Source organism: Echinicola shivajiensis (assembly GCF_018642165.1).
Lineage (GTDB): Bacteria > Bacteroidota > Bacteroidia > Cytophagales > Cyclobacteriaceae > Echinicola > Echinicola shivajiensis.
The window spans coordinates 211,038-230,852 of the sequence record NZ_JAHHZM010000004.1; the positions used below are offsets into that span (position 1 = coordinate 211,038).

Consider the following 19,815-nt stretch of genomic DNA (forward strand, 5'->3'; position numbering starts at 1 on the left):
TGATCTTATAAAATGCAATAAAATCCATCAGCGTGAAGAGAAATAAAATCTGGACTTCTATCTTAGCGATTCTAAACCCAATCATCGGAAAACTTAACATTTAGAGATTAGATGAAGCGTATTGTCAATAGTTTGTTGTTTAAGGTCTTTATGGCCATTGTGCTAGGTATTGTTTTTGGCTTGTATATGCCAGAGTGGTTCAATAGGATTTTTGCGACCTTCAATGCTTTTTTTGGACAGTTTTTGAGCTTTTCAATTCCCTTGATAATCATGGGGTTGATCATGCCTGCAATTTCAGACTTGGGTAGAGAGGCTGGTAAAATGCTCTTGATCACGGCTGCTATTGCCTATGGTTCTACCTTGTTTTCGGGCTTTATGAGCTTTTTTACTTCCTCTACGATTTTCCCCGCCCTCTTGGAAGAGCATGTCAACTCCGCATCAAGTATAGCAGAAAACGCCAGGGAATTGAGCCCTTATTTTTCAATAGAAATTCCCCCTGTTATCGAAGTGATGTCCGCTTTGGTATTGGCCTTTGTAATTGGTTTGGGGCTTTCCTATCAGGAAAAGTCGACCTTGAAGCTGGCGGTAAAAGATTTTGAGACCATCATTATGCAGGTGATTGAGCGAGTGATCGTGCCGCTTTTGCCACTTTTTATTTTGGGAATATTTGCCAATATGGCTTACAGTGGGCAGGTCTTCCAAATCCTTTCGGTCTTTATGAATATCATTGGGGTGATCTTCGCCATGCATATCTTTTTGTTGATTCTTCAATATATGATCGCAGGCACGATTGTCAAGAAGAATCCCGTTAAACTGTTGGCAACCATGCTTCCAGCTTATTTTACAGCCTTGGGGACGCAGTCCTCGGCGGCTACCATTCCTGTAACACTTGGACAAGCGGAGAAAAATGGTGTATCCGAAAAAGTGGCGGGTTTTGTGGTTCCTCTCTGCGCTACTATTCACTTGTCGGGAAGTATCATGAAGATCACTGCCTGTGCTATGGCTTTAATGATCCTCAATGGGATGCCAATAAATTTCCCAGTTTTTGCCGGTTTTATTTTTATGTTGGGTATAGCTATGGTGGCAGCTCCAGGGGTGCCCGGAGGGGCGATTATGGCCGCTATAGGTGTGCTCCAGGCCATGCTGGGTTTTAATGAAGAAATGATCGGTTTAATGATCGCTCTTTATATTGCCATGGATAGCTTCGGTACTGCCTGCAATGTTACTGGAGATGGAGCAATAGCCTTGGTAGTGAATAGGATCGTGAAGAAGGAGGTCTTTGAGGTTAATGCAGCCTAAGAATAGAAGCGTTTTCCCTATAAACCAAGTCTGGCAGAGATAGATGTCTCTCTTTATCGATGTTTAGTTGGGTAAAGCTTTTGGTTTCTGCTATGTTTAATACTTGGGGAAGTTTTGTTTTTCTTGAAAATGTTTCAAGCCTTTGAAGGTGGCTGGAAATTAAATGGGAAATCCTACTTGAAAAATTAACTTGTTTAAAAGATTGATAATATAGAATTACTGAATAAAGTAAAATCATCGTGATAAGATGGTTGGGGATTTTTTAGTGTAGGGATTGCATTGTCAAAACTTAAATAAAAGGATTAGAATTTATGGATCAAAACTGTTTCACTATTTCAATCCCAGTCTTTTTCATTAATTCACTGGCATTAAAATCTTTACAAATTCCTGATTCAATTTTATAGGAAAAAGTAAGCTTTTCATCTAACAAAGAGCTATTGAAACTATAGTTGCTTACCATTTCTTACGATGAAACCAATTGAGCTAATTCTAGATCATGGGTAGAAATCATTCCGGTTGCTCCAAGTTTTTTGAGCTGTTTAATCAATGAATAACCACCTATGTTTCTATCTTTGGAATTTGTGCCCTTAAATAATTCATCTAACAAGAAGAATACTGGCTCGTTGGATTTCAATTTATCCAGTAGGGCGGAAACTCTCTGCAATTCTGCATAAAAAGAGGAAATTCCTTCTTCTAAATCATCTTTGATTCTCATGCTGGAGAACAGTCTAAATGGATAGATTTCAGCAGTTTTTGCGCAACAGGGAGCTCCCATTAGTCCTAATACTAAATTAGCGCCAACTGCACGAAGGAATGTGCTTTTTCCAGCCATATTAGAACCCGTTATCATAACAATTTTACCTTCTTCTAAACTAAAGTCATTATTAACTCTTTTATTCTCTTTGATCAAAGGGTGTCCAAGCTCCTTAAATTTTATAACGGGTAGATTTTCATTGATTTTAGGAAAGGCAAAAGCTGGATTAGCAAATGAAAATCCAGCCAAACTACTAATAGCCTCTACTTGAGCGATAGACTTTTCCCATTGTCTTATATAGTTTTTGTTTTTCTTCCTCCAAGCTTCTATTTGTAGTAAAAAATGAACATCCAAAAGGAAAATGTAATTGAATAAGATGTACATATAATTAGCTCCAATGGATTGGCCCTTCGCACCTCTCATTCTAAACTTCATTAATAAATTGGAGAGAATTTTTATTTCTTTCTTAGCATTGTAGTCTTTATCTTTCAAAGACATGGTATATTCTTGCATCAGAGGAGATGAAAAAGTTTTTTGATTAATGACTGAAATAAGCCTATGATAAGACTCTAACAAACTCACAATGCTAAAACTATGAAACGCATTTTTTTCAGCTACAGGCTTAAGCCTGTTGAGAAATAGAGTATTGATCAATAATATGGCTGAAGTCTGCCAAAGGCCTTTAATTTCTCCCAGAGATATGAGGTGATAAAAGAAATATCCCAATGAAAAAACAGATATAACAGAAAGGATGAGTGAAAGACCAATAAGGACAGTTTTTTTTGAAAGCAGGCGATTGTCTATGTTTATCCAATCAGCAAGGTATTTCTTTTCTGGAGTTTTATCTTTTGATTCAGCCCCTGCAGCTTGTAAAGATTGACGCCAGTCAATTTCAAACACCATTTCTTGAATCAGTTTTTGCCTTTCTTGAATTTCATTGGGTAATGCGGGAGCCAGCATCCAATTACGAAGTATTTCATTCCCTCTTTCAGTCGTCGTCCGGTTCAATAACTTAAATAAGGAATGTGGACCAAATAAATCCATGTCTTGGCAGTAATCATGCCTATCAGATACATCAATATTAGATGCCTTTATTTTGTTAAGTTTATTTTCGGATCTTAAAATTTCTTCCTCATTGATCTTGATAAGGTTAATTTTAAAAATGTAGATTTTCTCAAGGTTTTGATAGAGCTTTAAGGTAACAATATAGAGAACCGTAAATAATGGGATCACAATGACCAAGGGCAAAAGCATTCTTTCGTTGGCAATATACAGTGAAGAACTAAGTCCCAGTATGAACACAAATAACCGAATGAGACTTAGTTTTTTTAACTGGACTGCTGTTTTATTAGATTCTTGCCTATATATAGATAGTTTTCTTAGGAATTTATCTTTAGGGAATGTCATAAAAAATGTCTGAAGAATTTGGTTTTAGCTTTTTGAAAGTTGAAACCAAAATACATTATTCGAGCGATTGGAAAAAATATTGATGCAAATCCCAACAAAAGGAAATTCTGAATCTCTTTGTTAGTGTTATCAAATTAAATTCTGTTGTGAAAATTTATCGTTGATAAGGGGAGGTTTAATGGTCCTTTAAATTATTCGTTAGCCCAATCCTTGCTGGAAATGCAGTGAAAAGATTGTTTTGACCTGTGGTTTTGATTTGACCTCGATATTGCCATGGTGAAGCTTCATTATATGTCTGGATAGGCTCAAACCTATGCCTGATCCTTCTTCTTGGGTTGCGTAAAAAGGCACAAATATTTCTTGTAGGTCTTGGAGAGATTCCAGGGCCATTTCGCTGAACGATAAAGAAAACTGCCCAAAGCTGTTCTTCTCTCCTATTCTTGAAGGAATGGCAGACTTTATTGCTGAATTAGTAACGGGAATTAAGGGGAATCAAGAAGCAAGCAAATACGGAAATGAACACAAATAGGAGTTGTGTAAAGAGTTTGTAGGACGAATGCATGGGAATGAAACGCAAGATTGGCTTTATGGAACTAGTGGAAAGGACAGTCGTCCAAATGATTTGGGTTATTGGATGGGCTATGAAATTGTAAAGGCCTCTTTTGAAAAAGCTGATAACCATATTTAAATATGGAAGATTACGATAGGTTTTTAAAAGAAAGGGGATTTTAGAAAAGAATATAAAATAGTATTAAGTAGCTAACAATGGCTTTTGTACTAAATGCATGATCGCAGAAAGACATTGAACAAAACATCAACATAATTGGGAAAGCATTTGTATCAAATTTTCGAAAATTCTACTTTTGAAGGATAAATAATAAGTGTGAATCTCAGATGTAGCTTCGCCTTGGTTCTTAATACATACAATGTCAGTCCTTCTATTTTGTCCTTACACCTAAAATTGGTTTGGACCTGGTTCAAAAAGGAGATCATGACATTTATGAAACAGATCAGGGTAGAATCAATAACAAAGCGAAAAGATAGGATTATAAATGGTATGACTGAGATAAGTACAAAACCGGTTGTTCGCAGAAGAAGCAGATTTGATCCTTGTGGTCGACATTTGTAAATGATTTAATGAAACGACAAACTGGTTTTTTTAATTTACAGGGGCTTGAAAAATATTGAATTAATATGACCATGCCCGATATAAGAGTTTGATTTATACTTAACCCGATGCTCCTATTTACCAAAATTCACTTATTAGTTTCATTGATTTTCGGCTTTTTAATGCCCCAGTCTTCCTTTACTGGAGGACTGAAATTCCATGGGAATGAAGAAGCGATAGATCAGCGCACCTCATACGATATTTTTGGAGAGCACGAGGTGGAATTTTCTGACCATTTTGACATCAACTTTAGTTTGTCCTTGAGTCCAGTAGATGAAATAGGCTATATCCTTAGAATCAAGACAAAAGATAATAGTCGAATTTTCAATCTTTTCTATGACAACCAGGGGACAAAGGTAGTTTTCAAATTTAATGAGGAAGGAAAAAGTAACCTTATAGTCGCCAATATGGACAGAGACCGGTTGCTGAAAAGCCAATGGTTTGACATGAAAATCTCATTTGACCTGATCGGAGATTCCATTACCTTATCCATCGATAATGAAATATTTTCAACAAACAACCAGCAACTTGCAGACACTTATCATCCTGTGATTCTTTTCGGGAAAAGTGATCACATTATAGATGTACCCTCTTTTGCCATTAAAAACTTATCCGTTGTTGGGGAAGAAACCTATAGCTTTCCCTTATATGAAAATGAAGGAAATATTGTTCATGATATCAATGGCAATCCATTTGGAAAAGTGGTCAATCCAGACTGGTTGAAAAACTATGCCTATTTCTGGAGGCATCAAGTTTCTTTTAGTTCAGCATCTATAGCCGGATCAAACTATAATCCCCAAAAGAAGGAGATATACTACTATAATCAAGATTCGGTTTGGAGATATAATGTCCAGACTCGAAGCACCCAAATTACGGCCTTCGAAAAGAAAAGCCCTGTAAAGCTTGTCTTGGGCACTAACTTCATAGATACGGTAGAAAATAGATTGTATACCTATGAAGTGTATTATGATAAACCCTACGATGGACCAACTGTCGCAAGCCTTGATCTTGAAAGCTATGAATGGACCGAAGAAAGCTATGAACAACTTCCGACCCAGCTCCATCACCATGGGTCTTATATAAACCATTCCAATTCTCAGTACAATATTTTCGGAGGTTTTGGGAACATGAAATATAGTAAGAACTTCTTTTCCTTCGATTTGGAACAGAAAGAGTGGACGATGAAAGAGGGATTTACAGGTGATGTAATTACTCCACGCTACTTTTCCTCGGTTGGTTATCTGCCAGAAAACAACAGCGTATATGTTCTAGGTGGGATGGGGAATGAGTCTGGTGACCAGTCTGTTGGGAGGAAATATTATTATGACCTCTATCAGGTAGATCTGAACTCCAATGATGTCACTAAACTTTGGGAAATCCCTTGGGAAAATGACAATGTCGTTCCTGTAAGGGGGATGGTATTGTTGAACGATTCCACTTTGTATACACTTTGCTACCCTGAACATTTTTCTGAATCCTACCTTAGACTTTACAGATTCTCTTTGAAGGATGGCAGTTACAAAATATTAGGGGATTCAATTCCGATCCGTTCGGACAAAATCACCACTAATGCCAACCTCTATTTTGACCAAGGACTCAATAACCTGTATGCTGTAGTGCAAGAATTTGAGGATGACATTTCTTCAGATCTGAAAATCTATTCTCTGGCATTTCCAGCTATTACAAAGGAAGAATTGTCAGATTTTCCACAAAAGCAAAACAGCAAAATGCCATTACTGGTGCTTCTTTTAGGTGCCGGGGTGATAGGCTTAGGCTTCTTTTTGTACAAGAAGTTAAAACCAAAAGTATCAGACACTGTAGAAAGTACGAAGAAAACACAGGGACATGTCCAAGCACTAAAGACGGAACACACTGTTCTTCCCAACTCTATATACCTGTTCGGTAATTTTATGGTTCGGAACCCAAAAAACAAGGATATCACCTATATGTTCAGTGCGCAGTTGAAGCAGGTTTTTTGCCTTATTCTCCATTATAGCATCTCGGAAGACGGCATTACCTCACAACACCTCAGCAATTTACTTTGGCCGGACAAACCGGCCGACAAGGTCAAAAACTCACGAGGAGTCACGATCAATAATCTACGTAAAACTTTGAGTGAGCTGAATGGAATTGAATTGGTTCACGAAAAAGGGCATTACAAAATCATCCTTCATGAAGAAGCCTATTGTGACTATATAAGGTGCTTGCAGATCATTGCTGCCCATGAAATGGATGTTTATAGGGATGAGTTTGCAGGAATTGTTGCGCGTGGAAAATTCTTGCATCTCTCGGATGATCCTTTATTTGACTCATTCAAGGAAGAAGCAGAAACCAAACTTGAGCCAGTCTTGATATTGGAAGTGGAAAAAAGCTATGTCAGCGAATCTTATCCCACCACAATTTCACTGGCAGATGCCCTGTTCAGTATTGATCCTTTGAATGAAACAGCTTTGGTATATCAGATCAAAGCCATGCTGAAACTCAAAATGATAGAGGAGGCCAAAATCGCCTATAGCACTTTTGGGATCGAGTATAAAAGAGTTACTGGAAAGGATTTTCATCGCTCTTATTCAGACATCAGCTCCTAAAGATTTACTGAAGTTCTATTAAAGACATCGCTCTACTACGATAAGAAACAAGCTTTATACTCTATTTATTGGCCTTTGAAAAGCAATGAGTAGAAAGAAATCACGGCAGGGCTTCAAGCCATGCCGTGATTGAGGTTAATCTTTTTGGAAGAAAGATTATTCACATGTTGATAGTAAATGAGCTTACCAGCTAAGTTTTATATGAACTCCTTCAGGCTTGTTTTCAAAACTCAAAAAACAGGTTTTACTGGATTCATCCCATGAACTTTCTGCTTCCAAAGCCTTTCCTGTAGCATCTGTAATTGCTATGGTTTCTGCTTTTTCAGGTAGAAGAATCCTCATCACATTGGTTGTGTTCAGTGGACTCTTCACGACCAAAGTATATCCTTTTTTATCCACTTTCTCATCGTAAACCCTAGCAGCTGTTGCCAAAACTTGTGGTGTATTCGATTCCTTTACGCTTTCGATATTGTATAAAAATGCTTGTTCGCCAGGTTGAACTTGCTTTTCATCCAAGACAGGAATCTCAGGATCAAACAAATCAATAAATTTCCCCTTGATCGTATAAGGTGATTGGTCTTCATTTTCATTGACAACAGAAATGATTTCATAAGGTCCTCTGGTCAAAGAGAAATGGTTTTTGAATTCAAGCTTTCCAGATTCGGTATCTTCATCATATAGCTTTTGGATGGTGCTCACAAACTCGGAGTCATTGTTTTCTTCCAAGACAAACTCCTTAGGGTCTTTGCGCATAATGATCACTTTTCCTTTGCCGTAGGTAAATTCACCTGCCTCAAAAGGAGCTTTTAGCCCCAATTTCTGAAATAGGTCTTCAGAAGGAGCATTGAAGTCGTTGCCATCTTTGTTCCACCAATCTTGAACGCTTTGAAACGCATCCTCATCCCTTCCGCAATAAACCAAAACCCCACCGTTTTTAACCCAATCAGCGATATGGTCATGCGCTTTTCGTTCCATTGGCTTCATATTGGAATAGGACATGATAAGGATATTCACATCCTCCCAAGTTTTGGGAAAGGATACATTTTCTATATGAACTGTTTTGACCGGCACACCACGCTTAAGTAGCGGTAAGGCCTGTCCGTAGAAATTGGATAACTGTGGGTCGTCATAGCCCAGATGGGTAGGGAAGCGCTGAAACATTAGGGAATTGGACATCAGAATCCCTATCCCTTGAGAACCACTCACTTTGTTGTCAGACAGGGGCATGTCATTCAGTGTGTTGACCATCACTTGCATCTGTGTGGAATAGAAACGAGGAATTCTCTCTTTCTCATCGCTGTCTGCACTGGTCCTATAAAGTCCTTCATAAATCCGGTCAGGCCATGGCATCACCTCATAGTCTGCCACCATCGGGTAGAGCAGTTGTGCTGCAAAAGTGGCTTGGTAATTTTTCTTATAATCGGCCCAGTCTCTCGGCCAATCTTCGATCGGATCGGTCAGGAAATACACTTTTCTTCCTGTGGGAGCGGTCATGGATTCCATTGAGCCATATTCCAAAAAGGCCGTTTCAAAAACCCTTTCCTTTGCCTGTCCATTGAAATAATTAGGTTCTCGCGAAGTGCCCGTCCATACCTGTGCGATGTAGCCGTCCACACTTGGTAGTGAGGCCAGACTTGCCTCAGGGCTGACGATCATCCACTGGGAATAATTCACTAGTGAATGGGTAGGTACATAGCAGCGGACTTCCATCCCTTTGGTTTTGCCGTATTCCTTTGCAAAGGAAAAACATTCCTCTACCGCTCGATAATATAAGTGGTACTTCAGCTTATTGGACAGATAGGTGTTTTCAGCCGATTCATGTTGAGGTCTCCAGTCGAAGCCATAATAGTCTTTCCATTCTCTTTTGAAGGCTTTACTGTATCCGGCCCTGGCCCAAAACTCTGGTTCTTCAAGGTATATAGCGTCTATGCCTGCATCAATCACCCTTTTGATCACCTTTTCTTTCATGTATTCGATGAAATTCATGGAAGGAACGATGTAGGGGACCATGCGCCCATGCCAAAGCGTATCACCTTTCTGGGTAACTTGTCCTTCATCCAGGTGCCATTCTCCATCCCATTCGCCAGTAAAATAATCTTGGTATTCACCCCAGGCGATTCCGGACATAAAATGAGTCGTATATCCCTTGTCACGCCAAGTTTGGACACGCTCTTCGAAGGTCATATTGGCCTTTCCGTGGTGGTCTTTCACACTATAAACAATGGCCACGTCTGCCCTGACATCTGTCACTGGCTTCCAGGGATTGGAAGTTTGGAAAGCAGTTTTTTCCGCTTGTTGACTTTCTGTGCTGTTTTGTTCTTGGGGAGGTTTGGCACAAGCCTGAAATAAGAGAATGGCAATGAGAAATTGTAAAATAGTTTTTTGCATGAGTATCAAATATCTAATTATCCGTAATAATGCCAGATTGGTCTAAACCAAGTTATCAATGCTGTTTAATTATCGAATTCATGGAAATGTCAGACCGAGCGGAGTTGAGGTCTTTTGTCTTATCCTTCGACTCCGCTCAGGGTGACATTGTCCCACGCTTCAATTAATAAAATGACATTGCCCTGATGATGAAATAGGATTCGTAATAATTTGTCCCGACGACTGTCAGGAAAGTCTGAAAGTGCAAGAAAATCAGTTTCAGTACGTATTAGATTTTCTATTGCGTATTTCAGGTTTAATTTAACGGTTTAGAAGTGTTTCTAACAAAATAGCAGATTTAAATAGGAGTTCTTTTGAAATGGTATTTTGCTTTGGTTCTCTTTCTAAAATACAATTGAAAAGCCATCCGCTTAGGCGGATGGCTTTTCAATTAATTACAAATTAGTAAACCAATACTTGACGTGCATCATTGTAGTTCCAGCGTCTGGTACCGCTTCCTCTCGGGGTGTCGAAGTTTATCCTTGCAGCTGCCCGCACAAAGACCATTCGTCCTTCAGGGATCGTTCCATTGGATTCAATGGTGATGGTTTCACCCAGCATCGAGTTGAACGATGAACCGGAGAACTCCAATTGGCTTGACCAACGCTCATCTCGGGCGCGGTAGCCTACAGTGGATGAATAACTAACAAACAGCTGGATGTCCGTCACATTCTGAAAACTGTCGCTGTAGCCTCCCATAGGTTCAATTTTAGAACGAAAATCTTCTTCAGATACGCCACGGGTTACACGGATTTGAGCCCTTACCTTTCCATTGATTACTTCAGGGTCTTTTACCCATTCTACTTTCAGAAAAGGCTGTACTTCAAAGGTGATGTCGGAAACGCCCTTGATGTCCAAAGTTTGTGTTTCATCGGCAAGAGGAACTCCTCGGTCATCCTCACGGATAAGAGGGATGAAAGGCCCATCTATTCTAACATTATAAGTTCCTGAAAACAGTTTGGTGTTTTGAAATGTACCATCAGGCATGCAAAAGAAATCAGGGTTTGGGGAAACGTTGTCCCCCCAACTTAACTCGGTTAACCTGACACGAATACCTTCACTTCCTTGGTCAGTAAGCACAGGTTCACCTGTCTCCATATCCACTACTTTTCCCTTAAGGGTTTCCGCAGGTAGATCGTAGTTATCCAGCTCAAACATGCTGCATGAACTTAGGGAAAACAGCGTCGCTAATATGAGATATGCTATATTTTTCATCTTCTAAAATTCTAGGTTATTGATAATTCCTTATCGGTTGGGTTGTTGATCGATTACCGGACTTTTGGAAACTTCCCCACCAGGAATGGCAAAATAGTAGTCGATAATATTGTATTCGAAAGTCTTCAAACTAACCCATTGAAAACGGGCGTCGAAGAAATACTTGCCACTTTCAGCGGAAAGGAAAGGATAAAGTCCCCTGAAGCGATAGCGGGAGTTCATGCTAAAGTCTTCTTTGTCTCTAACTTCGCCCCAGAATCCATCTCTTTCTTCATAATGCTGCACTCTCCATCTGCGCAGGTCCCATTTGGTTTTGTGTTCCAAGGCAAGTTCTTTTCTACGTTCCTTACGTACGATATTACGGCTTGCAATATCAGAAGTAAGCATTCCACTAAGCAAACTTGCACCAGCACGTTCGCGAATATCATTGATGCCAGAGGTCGCTACCTCAAGCATATCAGACCCATCAGGAGAAGCCTCACCTGCAAGTCCCAATTCCACTGCTGCTTCTGCTGCATTGAGCAAAACATCAGCATATCTCATCAATACAAAATGTTGGGCAGATTTACCTTCACCCGCTTCGAAAGAAGGATCAGGGTTTAACCACTTTCTTCCATAAAGTCCTGTAAGCGTGCTTTCTCCATTATTGTAGAAAGGACCATTAGCTCCAGCGGCAGTGATCTGTTCGCCCTCAATATTGACCAGCTCTTGGCTTCCACCTTCTCTTGCACTAAGAAATAGCTCCTTAGGTGCTTGAGTATATATTGGCAATTGCTGATAGCGGGTTTCTGCCGTTGCATATGAATAATCATTGAACAAAGGCTTAATTGGTTCAGAACCAGTATATACTCCGGCACGAATTTCAATTTCCTGATTTTTGAAGATATCTCCAGGGAAAATAACGTAGGCACGAAGGCGCGGCTCTGCATCTTCGAAGAAATCCATTGGCGAATCATACATCAGGTAGTCACCTTCTGTATTGTTCGATCCGGTAGTTACTTTGATGGTTCCGTCAGGATATCTGTCAAAGCCTTCGAATAACTCCATGAAATCCAATGTTGGACAAGTGCCAGAAGCTAAAGGAGCTTTGAAAATAAACGGAGCGCTGTAAGCGTCGTAACCGTGGGTCGCTACAGGGAAGTCGTAGTTCTTCACATAAATATTTTCAGGGCTCGTTGCATCGCTGAACATATCCACCATGTTTTGATATTGTGCTTCAGGATTATCTGCTGCCCATTTTTTCTTATAAAGTGAATATTGGCCGCTTTTGATCACTTCATTTGCAGCTAAATATGCTTCTTTGAAATACCTTTTTGAGGCAGCTTGAGCGCTTTCTTCAGAAAACCCTATGACTCTTGTTCCTGTTTTCAGCCCAGTTCCTGTAAGTCTTCCTGGTACTGTTTCATTATACTTTGCCACGCTTCCTGCATAAAGCATAGCTTCAGATTTAAAGGAAAGCGCGACATATTTATTGGAATAACCAGTTTTTGGGCTAGTAGGCTGCAATAATTCAATAGCCTGATTATAGTCAGCCAATACTTGATCCCAAGTTTCCTCTTCAGAAGAGCGAGGAATTTCCAAGCTTCCTTCCTCTGATGGATAACGCAATACACTGGTGACCAAAGGCACCCCACCAAAACGTTTTGCCATGGCAGAAAATACAAATGCCCTTACAAAATAGGCTTCACCTAAATAATGATTATAGGTCACCTCTGGAAATGCATCTGCATATTCCGGCAATTTTTCTAAGAGGTAATTTGCTTCTCTCAATAAACCGAAGGCCCTTCCCCAATAGGGAGTTCTTTCTCCGGTGAAGGCTGCACTAATACCATCACGGTTTACAGCTTCTCCTGTACCTTCAATTCCCAAGGAACCAAGCCAGGAATTGTATTCCACACCCCATTGCGCCATATATTTGAAGTCCTCAAAAGGCATCTTGCTGTACATGCCCGCTATATATACATCCATGCCGGATTCACTGGTCATCAGTGTCTCGTCACCGATTACATTTGGTGGAGGCACATCCAGGTTTGTACAGCTGGAAATGTACAATAAGCTGAATAGCAATAATATGATTCTTATTTTCATGATTTGTTTCAATTTAATTTTCCAAGGTCTCAACTAGCTTCTATTAAAATGACGCTGTCACGCCCACCGTGTAGGTTTTTGTCAATGGATACATTCTTCCCAGTTCATCACCAGGGTGCTCAGGATCGACAAATTTTACCCCAGTAAAAGTCAGGAGGTTATAGGCATTGGCAAAGAAACGGATGTTAGCAGAAGGAATATTCCTTGGTTTCAGGGTATAACCTAGCTCAATACTTTTTAGACGTAGGTAATCGGTGCTTACCCTGTTGAAATCCGAGTTTCCGAATGGATAATGGCCTGTATAGCCATAATAGCCACTGATCCAATCTGTTTCAGGATCATATGGGTCCGCTAAAGGATCTACAGGATGCCAACGGTCCAGATATTGCTCCAGAGCACCACCACCGTTGCTGCCCCATATTGAATAGAGCGGTTCTTGGTATTGCATTGAACCTAGGGCAGAACCTTGTAATAGGACACTCATATCAAAATTCCTGTAGTTGGCATCAAGTGCCATACTGAAGTTCAACCATGGTGTTTGATCGTAGGCAAAAGGGTGTTGGTCCATTCCATTGATTTCACCGTCACCATTCCAATCTTCGTATTTGTAATCTCCTGGTAAAATGCCCCTGTCTTTATAAATATCATAAGACCAGATGTCTTCCCAGTCAGTATATCTCCCTGCAGACACATAGCCGAATTGTACTCCTTGGTAACGATCGGTCAGGTTGTCATTGCGCCAACGGTCATAGGAATTGCCATAAGGTCCCTTTTCAGCTGCGATCAAGTGCTGTCTACGCGTGATAGTAGCTATCCCCTTTACTCCATAAGAAACTTCACCGATCATATTGCGGTGGGAGAGCTCAAGGTCAATTCCGAATTGTCGATCACTGTTGGTGTTTTCCCTAGGAGCCCCTGTACCTACTACAGATGGTACATCACCTGAACGGGTGGAGAAAAGACCTTCTCTTCGACGATCAAAATAATCTACAGAAAAGCCAAACTTGCCTCTCCATGCTTCAAAATCCAATCCGGCGTTGAAGGTCTTGGCAGTCCACCAGGAGAGATTCTCATTGGGAACAACTGCAGATGCTCCGTATACAAATTCACCGTTGAGGATATATCCCGGTGCATACTGATTGTAATAGCCATTCTGGGCATTGCCACTGGTAGCAGGGTAGATATAGCCTGGGTACCAGTCATAAGCCAAAGATCCGTCATCTGCTGTCATCCCGTAACTGGCCCTGAATTTAAGCTGATCCACAAAAGAGAGGGCAGAAGCAGACTTAAAGAAAGACTCTTCAGATAGGCGCCAACCAATGGAACCTGATGGGAACCAGCCCCAACGGTTGGTTTTAACGAATTTGGAAGATCCATCATATCGGAATTGTACTTCGGCTATGTATTTGTCACCGTATGCGTAATTTACCCTTCCAAACATGGCTGAGTTGGCGATCTCGTATAGATCTCCTGAGCCACCCTGCATTCCTCCTTGTTGGTCTTCATTCATACCTCCTGCTAAGTATTCCATGGCAAAGGCCAGGTTACGCTGTGCATAGAAGTTATCGCCTTTTCGGTTTTGGGTTTCAAATCCGAGAAGACCTGATACATCATGATTATCACCAAAAGTGCGCTTGTAATTGATCAGGAACTGTCCTAAAAACTGTTGCTTGGTAAAGAGCTCTCTTCGTATCTGGTTAGGGGAGCTATTATTGTAAAGCTTTGACATGTATGATTCGTTAACAGGGTCATACATGTACTGGTAATATTCCCTGCGGTAGATGTCATTGTCATCCCCTCTATAGTCAAAGCTGGCTAATCCTTTTATGGATAGACCTTCCAAAGCTTGGGAAACAGTTCCTAGGTCGTATTCCAATGATGCTGAGGATTGAAAATATTTCTGCTTGTACTTTCTATGTCCTGAGACGTCAGCACGCATCATGGCAACAGTGTTTTGCTCCAAATCCAGCCCTTCATAGTTCAGCATGGTGTTTTCAGGATCTGCATATGCAGGGAAGAGCACCCCTTGTCTCCAATAGTTTCGAATGATTTCCACTGCACTGGAATAAGGAGAATTCCGCTGATCGGCCACACCGCTCAGGTTCAGGTTAAACTTCAAACCCTTGGCAATTTCTGTGGTGATATTGGATCTCAGGTTGATTTTGCTATAGTTCAAATCACCTGACTTGAACATCCCCTCCTGATACATGTATCCCCCAGCGATATAATATTGCGTTTTTTCGTTGCCACCTGTAATACTGATATCATGTTGGCTTTGTGGAGCATAATCACTGATCAGCAAAGAATTCCAGTCTGTGGTACGTCTTCTGCCTGTCCTGAAGGCTTCAAAATCATCATCGTGATAAATCAGATTTCCCCCATTGATATTGTTCATGGCTCTTTCATTGTAGAGTGTCATGGTCTCATAGGGATCGGCAAGTTGAGGAAAGCCTGAAGGGTTCTGTAAGGTATAGGAACCATTATAGGTCACTGTTGCTTTGCCAGCATCGCTACCTTTTTTTGTGGTGATAAGCACGACACCATTTGCGGCCCTTGCTCCATAGATAGCAGCTGAAGCATCTTTTAGAACGGATAATTCTTCAATATCAGTTGGATTTAGACGTTGAAAATCCGCCATAGTCCGTTGGATACCATCGATCACAATCAATGGTGATCCCAATCCACGAATATCAAAGCTGGCATTGAAAGTACCTGGCTCAGCACTTTTCTGCCAAACCCGAACACCCGCAACCCTACCTGTAAGCATGTTTTGTGGGTTCTCATTCTTGGTACGCAGCATTTCATCACCTTTGATGTTGGCCACAGAACCTGTCATGGTAACCTTTTCCTGCATCCCATAGCCCACCACTACAACTTCTCCTAGCTGCTGAGTATCTGGAACCATGGATACTTCGATGATCGATTGTGTTCCCACTTTGATCTCTTGGGTGGTATACCCTATAAATGAAAATGTCAGAACGGTATTATCATCAGGGATATTCAATTGGAACTTCCCATCAATATCCGTAGTAGTCCCCTTTAGGGTTCCTTTAAGCAAAACATTTACTCCTGGCATTGGAGTACCATCTTCTGATGTCACCGTACCTGAGACGGTTTTATCATTTTGCTGTAGATCCTGTTCCTCAAACGGGGAGAAGTTGGATTCTAATGCTAATGCAAGCCTGGGAATACTAGCAAAGGACATTATGATAATTCCCATTACGGAACGCTTTATCAGTCCTATGCAAATCTGTTTATATATCTTTTGCATATTTTTTGGGTTATTTGTTTAATTTATGTCTAGTAAGGTCTTATCAACCCTTGAAAATTTTGGCATCCCATATTCAATGGGATGCCAAAAAGTGATATTATTTTGCGAGCTCATAACGTGATAACACGGCGTATTCTGCTGCAAATGCGAAGTTGAACATTCCCTCAGTTCTGTTGTTTTGAGGTGTTAGGCTCCAGCCTACCAGTAGATTGGTGGGTAGGAATCCCTCATAAAGGAAGTTTTCATATCCGTAGTCAAGGTTTTTCTGGAAAGTATCGATGTATTCAGATGTAGAGCCATAGGAAGAATGCACATCGACATATCCGCGCATCAAAACTCCATTGAACCAATTGTTGAAACCACTAATGTCATAAGTGTAATAGCCATCATGGGTTGGGTTGGGTTTTGCAAAATATTGAAAGCTTTTGTCAGAAAGTTCCTTGGCATCCTGAAGGTAGGTACTCTCTTCTGTCATTCTGTACATGTCTGCCGCTCCTGAGAGCATCGTTCCAGAGTTATAAGAAATAGCTGGACCTACTCGATCTTGACAGGTAATTCCTTTGCGGTAAACGGTCCCGTCAATGGTTTCAGTTTGTGGATTTCCAGGGGAACAACCGCCTTTCATATCATAATAAACCCCATCGGATCGAAGTAATTGATTCTTCTGCCAATCATATACTTTCTTGGCATAATCAGCATAGTATTCGCTTTTCTTCACCTGCATGGCTTTTCTTGTTTCCTTGTCTTCTGCGTCAATGTACCGGTAAGTGATTTCATCGTTTTTACCTTTATAGATCTCATGCAGCCAAACCAAAGGGCTCACCATTGGCCCATTACTGCAGGCATGTTTGGTTACATAGCCCGGTCCCCATGTGATCCCTCCGCGTTCTGTTCCATCAGGATTTCTAGTGGTGTCCCAACCATCTAGAACATAATCAGTCAAATATTCTGCTTTTTCCAGATAGGCCGTTTTACCTGTGATTTTGTAGGATTCTAACAGTTCACGGACAAGCCACATTTGATCATCGTATACATTTTCAATTCCGGCCACCTTGGCTGTTCCTTTAGCATTGCCACGGTTTACTCCATACACAGACCATTCTTTGGTCTGCGTATAGGATACCAGTTCAAAAGTTCCCAGATAGTAGTCTGCGTTCTCATAGAGCTGCGCCAGGAGTTCTGAATACTTGTCAAAATTCTCGTCATAAAGCGCTGCATTACCATGTTCCTTTTGGGCTTGAAGTCCATGAAGGACAGCATTCACAGCTTCTACAGCTGCAGTGTACATCCATACACTGCCCGTTTCATCAGATCTGACTTCAGTGTATGGATTGTAATACCTGGCCATGGCCATTCCTGTTCCGGTAAAATGGGCAGAGACAGCATTGTCGGTCAGTTCCATTGCTCTAAGCAGATTCTGCTCCGAAAGACTTACCTCAGCAGGAGGGTTTTTCGGATCGGTGTCAGATGAATTTTCAGTGCATGCTGTAAAAAGCAGCATAAAAAGACTCCAAATTGTGATCATCATTCGGTATTGTATCATGTTAAGGTTTATTGATTTATTTCAGATCGATGCTGTGGATTACCAATTTGTTCTCACCCGAATTGGCTTCACCATTGTATACACCCAAGGCGAGAGTAACATCCTTGCCGTTAAACTGAGACAAGTCATATACAAAAGAGGCGTAACCTTCAGGATTGCCAGCACCTCCATCTCCATGCTTGAACTTCCAGCAACCGTCTTCTGCCGCACTGGCTTCATCTGCTGTATTGGAAGATGGATCTAGATGTGTTACGGTTCCGTCGTCTTCTATTGCGGTAATCTTGAAGTAAGTGAGATTATCCCCGAAATTACGGGTGCTCAATGTCAGCTGGTTGCTTCCTGCATTGATCGAGAATTTTGAGTATAGGTAGGCTTCAGGTACCTTGGTGTCCACATCAGGGGTATTGCGGGTTTTGATCAGGTAGCCTTCAGAAGGGAAGACCTCAGGGTCTTTCTTCAGAGGAGCAAAGAACCAGTTTGCTGCTACATGGTCTACTCCTCTCCATGCACGATAAGCATCGACATAATTGTCTCGATTACCGCCTACTGGGCTTATTCCCGTAAAGGACATTTTTGTATGAGGCATGGTAGAACGTACGGTCTCCTGAGTCAGCTTCCAGCCTTCGATTACCTCAGTGCCAGGCAACCAGTCCCAGTTCTCTACTTTTCTGTCAGCAAATCGAATTGCTCTAAGCACCAATTGCTTCCAGTAGTCTCCTGTGGACTGTCTGTAGATACCAACAGCTACAATGACCTCTTTGCCTACATATTCACTTAGGTCGAACTCAACATCTCCGTAGCTTCCAGAGGCGTAGGTTCTGTTTTCTCCAATCTTCACAGCCGTTGGCTGAGTTTCGGAAAGGTCTACCACCTGAACTCCAAAATAAGCAGGGTTAGATTCGTCGGCATTATGTGTGCTCACCCTTAGGGACAAAATCTTATTGTCCTCTGTGATCATTTTACTACCGTAGACGAAAGAATCGAAGACATTGAGATCAGCAGGGTTGCTTCTATCTGAATCGCTGTTTCTAATCTGAAGCGTAGTCCCTTCATTTTGTTCCTGCCATGCTCCACGGAAATCAAGTGATGACATATAATTACAGGCCCAGTCCCAATGAGGATATGCATCAGCATTACGTCCGCCGCGATATTCATTGTAGTACCACTTTTCAGCGGTCAAGAGATCTGCATAAGTCAAACCACGGAGAATTTCGCTACTGCCCATTGTAATATTTATGGCTGCGATACCATCTACAAAATCAGACTCACTGATAGTCTTGGTGATGGTCTCGTAATTTGCTTTGCTAAATGTAACGGTGTATTCGTCCACAATAAGGTTTTCCAATGTGAAGGTTCCGTCGCTTCCAGTAGTTACTGTTCCGGGAACACCCACACTAACAGTGACACCTTCAAGTGGCATGTCTCCATTCTTCCCGTCTTTAATCGTACCGGTAATTTTTGCGGAAGCAAATACCAATGAAATATCTGCTGTCGCGATGTGTTCACTATTGTACTTTTCGGGATTTACGGTTAGGCTGACTGCAAGCCAACCTGTCTTGGAAAATTTCACTGCACGTGTCTTCAACGTGACATTCTCAAAAATATATTGTCCATCACTTCCAGTGGTGACAGAAACTTCTTCTTCCCCTATTCCTGTTAGGGAAACGTTTACGTCTGCGATGGGTTGCCCCTCGCTATCTGTAACTGTACCTGTAATAGTTCCTCGTGGTTCTGCGATGGTGTCATCTTCATTTACACAAGAAATAACGGATACTAAAAACGCGGCCATTAAGGCGACGTAAAAGATCGCTTGTAGTTTTTTGCTCATCTGTTAGGCTATTATGGATTTAATTGAATAATTAATAGTTGACAAAATCGCATAATCGATTCAGCAACTAGTTTATGCCTCAAAATATAATTGGCGCACGGTTAATTTTTCGGTTAATTTTGGGTTAATAACCGGTAGGAATTTGCTAATCTGATATTGAAATCTTGAAAAAATCATATTTAAAGCTGCCGATTTACAGTTTTTTCGGCTTGAATATCAACAAAATT

11 protein-coding genes are annotated in these 19,815 nt (G+C 41.0%); 3 read left to right on the top strand and 8 right to left on the bottom strand.

The features are described 5' to 3' along the window. Positions 1 to 111 precede the first annotated feature (111 nt). Positions 112 to 1,299, top strand: a complete 1,188-nt coding sequence (locus tag KMW37_RS09405; protein WP_215224368.1) for a dicarboxylate/amino acid:cation symporter — start codon at positions 112 to 114, stop codon at positions 1,297 to 1,299. A gap of 463 nt (positions 1,300 to 1,762) precedes the next feature. On the opposite strand, the gene KMW37_RS09410 is transcribed toward KMW37_RS09405, so the two are convergent. Then, complete coding sequence (locus KMW37_RS09410; RefSeq protein WP_215224369.1) at positions 1,763 to 3,097, bottom strand: MutS-related protein; 1,335 nt, start codon at positions 3,095 to 3,097, stop codon at positions 1,763 to 1,765. A gap of 561 nt (positions 3,098 to 3,658) precedes the next feature. Next, positions 3,659 to 3,850, bottom strand: a complete 192-nt coding sequence (locus tag KMW37_RS09415; protein ID WP_215224370.1) for an ATP-binding protein — start codon at positions 3,848 to 3,850, stop codon at positions 3,659 to 3,661. Positions 3,851 to 3,992: 142 nt separating this feature from the next. Here KMW37_RS09415 and KMW37_RS09420 point away from each other — a divergent pair, with 142 nt between their 5' ends. Both KMW37_RS09420 and KMW37_RS09425 read left to right on the top strand, forming a co-directional pair. Further along, positions 3,993 to 4,148 (top strand): DUF2268 domain-containing putative Zn-dependent protease, encoded by a 156-nt coding sequence (locus tag KMW37_RS09420; protein ID WP_215224371.1) that lies wholly within the window; start codon positions 3,993 to 3,995, stop codon positions 4,146 to 4,148. A 548-nt stretch (positions 4,149 to 4,696) separates the two neighbouring features. Then, positions 4,697 to 7,216, top strand: coding sequence for a Kelch repeat-containing protein (locus KMW37_RS09425; protein ID WP_215224372.1), 2,520 nt, complete (start codon positions 4,697 to 4,699; stop codon positions 7,214 to 7,216). Between the two features lie 183 nt (positions 7,217 to 7,399). Here the strand turns inward: KMW37_RS09425 and KMW37_RS09430 are convergent, their stop codons facing one another. The 6 genes from KMW37_RS09430 to KMW37_RS09455 form a co-directional block, all read right to left on the bottom strand. Further along, positions 7,400 to 9,604, bottom strand: a complete 2,205-nt coding sequence (locus KMW37_RS09430; RefSeq protein ID WP_215224373.1) for a hypothetical protein — start codon at positions 9,602 to 9,604, stop codon at positions 7,400 to 7,402. A 441-nt stretch (positions 9,605 to 10,045) separates the two neighbouring features. Continuing rightward, entirely contained in the window at positions 10,046 to 10,858 is an 813-nt protein-coding gene (locus KMW37_RS09435) for a DUF3823 domain-containing protein (protein WP_215224374.1), read from the bottom strand. Between the two features lie 30 nt (positions 10,859 to 10,888). Continuing rightward, positions 10,889 to 12,946 (bottom strand): RagB/SusD family nutrient uptake outer membrane protein, encoded by a 2,058-nt coding sequence (locus KMW37_RS09440; RefSeq protein WP_246581422.1) that lies wholly within the window; start codon positions 12,944 to 12,946, stop codon positions 10,889 to 10,891. 43 nt (positions 12,947 to 12,989) lie between these two features. Further along, positions 12,990 to 16,217 (bottom strand): SusC/RagA family TonB-linked outer membrane protein, encoded by a 3,228-nt coding sequence (locus KMW37_RS09445; protein ID WP_215224375.1) that lies wholly within the window; start codon positions 16,215 to 16,217, stop codon positions 12,990 to 12,992. A gap of 97 nt (positions 16,218 to 16,314) precedes the next feature. Further along, a complete protein-coding gene (locus tag KMW37_RS09450; protein WP_246581423.1) occupies positions 16,315 to 17,745 on the bottom strand; it encodes a glycoside hydrolase family 76 protein in 1,431 nt (476 codons plus the stop codon). A 31-nt stretch (positions 17,746 to 17,776) separates the two neighbouring features. Beyond that, positions 17,777 to 19,588: a carboxypeptidase regulatory-like domain-containing protein gene (locus tag KMW37_RS09455; RefSeq protein ID WP_215224377.1), complete on the bottom strand. Its 1,812-nt coding sequence runs from the start codon at positions 19,586 to 19,588 to the stop codon at positions 17,777 to 17,779. Positions 19,589 to 19,815: the final 227 nt, after the last annotated feature.

Bases quoted from the DNA above. Each gene is read 5' to 3' on its own strand.
- KMW37_RS09405 (WP_215224368.1), top strand. From the start codon at position 112: ATGAAGCGTATTGTCAATAGTTTGTTGTTTAAGGTCTTTATGGCCATT.
- KMW37_RS09410 (WP_215224369.1), bottom strand. From the start codon at position 3,097: ATGGATTTATTTGGTCCACATTCCTTATTTAAGTTATTGAACCGGACG.
- KMW37_RS09415 (WP_215224370.1), bottom strand. From the start codon at position 3,850: ATGGCCCTGGAATCTCTCCAAGACCTACAAGAAATATTTGTGCCTTTT.
- KMW37_RS09425 (WP_215224372.1), top strand. From the start codon at position 4,697: ATGCTCCTATTTACCAAAATTCACTTATTAGTTTCATTGATTTTCGGC.
- KMW37_RS09430 (WP_215224373.1), bottom strand. From the start codon at position 9,604: ATGCAAAAAACTATTTTACAATTTCTCATTGCCATTCTCTTATTTCAG.
- KMW37_RS09435 (WP_215224374.1), bottom strand. From the start codon at position 10,858: ATGAAAAATATAGCATATCTCATATTAGCGACGCTGTTTTCCCTAAGT.
- KMW37_RS09440 (WP_246581422.1), bottom strand. From the start codon at position 12,946: ATGAAAATAAGAATCATATTATTGCTATTCAGCTTATTGTACATTTCC.
- KMW37_RS09445 (WP_215224375.1), bottom strand. From the start codon at position 16,217: ATGCAAAAGATATATAAACAGATTTGCATAGGACTGATAAAGCGTTCC.
- KMW37_RS09450 (WP_246581423.1), bottom strand. From the start codon at position 17,745: ATGATGATCACAATTTGGAGTCTTTTTATGCTGCTTTTTACAGCATGC.
- KMW37_RS09455 (WP_215224377.1), bottom strand. From the start codon at position 19,588: ATGAGCAAAAAACTACAAGCGATCTTTTACGTCGCCTTAATGGCCGCG.